General features: G+C 37.5%; 3 protein-coding genes. All 3 read left to right on the plus strand.

The window, feature by feature from the left end; all coding sequences use genetic code 11:
- A partial coding sequence (locus BIZ39_RS21055; protein WP_187447999.1) for a hypothetical protein occupies positions 1–441 on the plus strand: 441 nt, incomplete at its 5' end.
- Entirely contained in the window at positions 441–1,736 is a 1,296-nt protein-coding gene (locus tag BIZ39_RS21060) for a hypothetical protein (RefSeq protein ID WP_187448000.1), read from the plus strand. The genes BIZ39_RS21055 and BIZ39_RS21060, both read left to right, overlap by 1 nt.
- A 332-nt stretch (positions 1,737–2,068) precedes the next feature.
- Positions 2,069–2,930, plus strand: an 862-nt coding sequence (locus BIZ39_RS21065) for a hypothetical protein (protein WP_222936740.1), incomplete at its 3' end; no start/stop codon positions are given.

Consider the following 2,930-nt stretch of genomic DNA (forward strand, 5'->3'; position numbering starts at 1 on the left):
ATTGATACCCCACCAAGTAAAACTCATGCATCACAGGGTGCGATAGCCGCATCTAGTGATTGTTTAGTAGTTGCAAATCCTGACGCGTTTTGTGCATCTAATGCGGTTCCTGGCACCATTGCAGATATTCAAATGAATAACAGCACATTCAGAAACGAAGATAATCAAACCAATATCATCGGAATATTGATTAATAAAGTGTCCAGCTTGAGACCCACAAGTCACGAAAAAGACCATATTAGAAAAATAAGAAGCCAATTCCCTGAGTTTTTCTCACCAAGTTTGGTTATGTGTAATTACGTTGCATTCAATACAGAGATACCACAAAAACCAGGGCACTTTGAATGGTATAAGCATCCACAAGCTAAAGAGCAGATGGAAGCTTTTTACAGTTACGTTTCAGATAAAGTACTTGCAGATATTTACGCGGAGGCGAATTAATGAATAGTCCAAAAATGCGTAAAGGAAGAGGAAGAGCTTCTTTACAAGAATTTCTAGAAGAGGAGGTTCCTAAAGCAAAGGTAGAAAACTCCGTTCAAAATGAAGAAAGTGGGGTTAGAAGTCATATAAAACATGACAGCGCGTTTAAGATTAGGTTCGAAACTCTACCTCTTAGAGATGTTAGGTTGAATTATAAAAATAAGCGTCTGATTACCCAGATGGTTAGGTTTATACCCGATGAAATCATAGATGCTTATGATGAAAACGACGGGTTATCGATGGAAGACTTTATTAAGTCGAAAGTTAATGAAATCCCGATTAATAAGATTATTCACCAACACCACGTTGCATCAGGTTTGATAAAAGGCAGTACGCGCGGCGGAAAACATGCAGTTGATAATGACGTCCTAAATTACCCATGTCACGATGATCTATATGATCTAGAAGAAGAGGGTATATTCATAGGAAAAGGCGTTTGCTTTTCGAATATCAATTCGAGCAACGATGAAGTAAATAACCTCATAGAGGCATTTGTTGAAAAGGTAAAGTTAACAGGAGAGTCACTAGCGATAACAGAGGAGCTCACTGAAATACCTGCTGTATTTAAAACAGGTGCGATGCACACGCTTGCATACGGCCACCAGCGTTATTGTTATCTGGTGTACTCACTTGGACTTAATGAACCTTACTACTTCATACTAAAAACGAATAGTGAGCACCAAGACCGAACTATATATCTTGAAAACAATACAAAAACATCTGAAGGAGGTTACGAGCAGCTTCTTTCATTTTATTTTGCCGCGAAGGATACCAATGGCAGCTCCGATGAAATAATGAAAACTCTCTCAATTAAAAGGTCTTACTTCTTCAAAATCAAACCTTTTATCGACGACATCAGGTTGATTAATGTCGTAAAGCAGTATGGCATACATCAATCATTACATCACATTACAGAGCAATATCGAATCGTGAAGCAGGCGCTGACGGCGTTAGAATCTAGTCCCAGCAAAGATAAAATCCTCAAAGCATTTGAGGAAAAAATGAGATATGAAAGTTCTACTGCCGATGAAAGTTCAGAGCAAACTATCGATGTTGAACAACCAAAAAAAGAAACAAAACCGAAGTCTAAAAGCTATTTACCAATAAAAATACCTAAAGACGAGGATAAGGTCCAAAAGTTATTCTTCCAAGATGTTAGAGAATGGTCAGAGTTAGATATTGATGATTTTGATCTGAAATCTGACAAAGGATTAAAGAAATACTTAGCCGCTCTTGTTGATGAACTTTCAGAATAATATCAAAAACTAACGACACCTTTAAAGATCGAGATCGGCGCTTATACCAAGCCGATCTTGACTTTGTGGATCTAAAACGATCTTTTAGATCACCAGCGCTTGATCAAATACAATGCAGATCGTTTAATGAAGGGAATTACAGAGTTCAAGAGAATGAACCATTAGAGATAAGAAGCGCTAGAAAGACAAAACCCGTGAAGTGTTGGCGCACATCACGGGTCTTAGGATGTAACTTTTTGCATTTGGTTACACGTCCAATTTTAGCTGTTTGACCATCACCGTCAATAGCTGATGCGTTTTTTATCAACAAAAATAAAATTGTTGGTAAAAATATGAATAATAAAACCCAGTTCATCTTCATGTCAGAAGGCCTGTTTGAGCACCTGACAGAAACTGAAGCTTACATTTTTTCGTTCGTTGCCTATTTCGCTTGTGATATAAGCAAAGGTCGTACTTTTAAAAGAACAACAGCTAGCTTATGTAAAAACTTGGGTTACTCAAGTAACACAGTAAGGTGTGCAATTGAGTCCCTTATTAAGAAATCTTTCATTGTGAAAGTAACTCCTCCTGCTAGAGAGAGAAAAAACCTCAAGTACAATTACATTGAGGAAGTATCTCATCACCTCAAAATCGGTTCTCACGAATATGCTGTGAAGTTTTCTGATTGGCTATCCATTATGCTAGAACAGTTAAGAAAGGGAACCTCTAAAGAGTTTTATAAATCTAATACTGCCGAAGTGTCATTCTTTAAAGTCTACGTATCGGCGCTACAAGCCCGTTCAAATAAAGAAAATTGGAAACGAAATCAATCCAGGCACTTACATAAAGCTTTAGCGTTACATGGATATCTCTTCAATAGAGGGTACTGGAGCGAAAAGCATTACAATTCATACTTTTCTAGAAGTGTTTCTTTTCTATCTGCTGTATTTCAATGGTCACCTAACACGATAAGGAGACTAATAAACACCTTAAAATCATTAGGACTTATTAAATACAAGATTGATGATCGACGAATTTTGTTTAATAAAGTCTATATGGTTGAAAAGTTACGGCAAGGATATATGAAGTTAGTGAGTCGTTTATCCCCTGTATACAACGAAAATACCTCTCCTCGGTCAGACTCCAAATTAACCACGCCAATGTTGAAAAGGCCAGGGCCAAATGCAAGCCCAGAAGAGCATGCTGTCTTCTTGG

Origin of the sequence: Alteromonas sp. BZK5 (assembly GCF_014349115.1) — a bacterium.
GTDB classification, from domain to species: domain Bacteria; phylum Pseudomonadota; class Gammaproteobacteria; order Enterobacterales; family Alteromonadaceae; genus Alteromonas; species Alteromonas macleodii.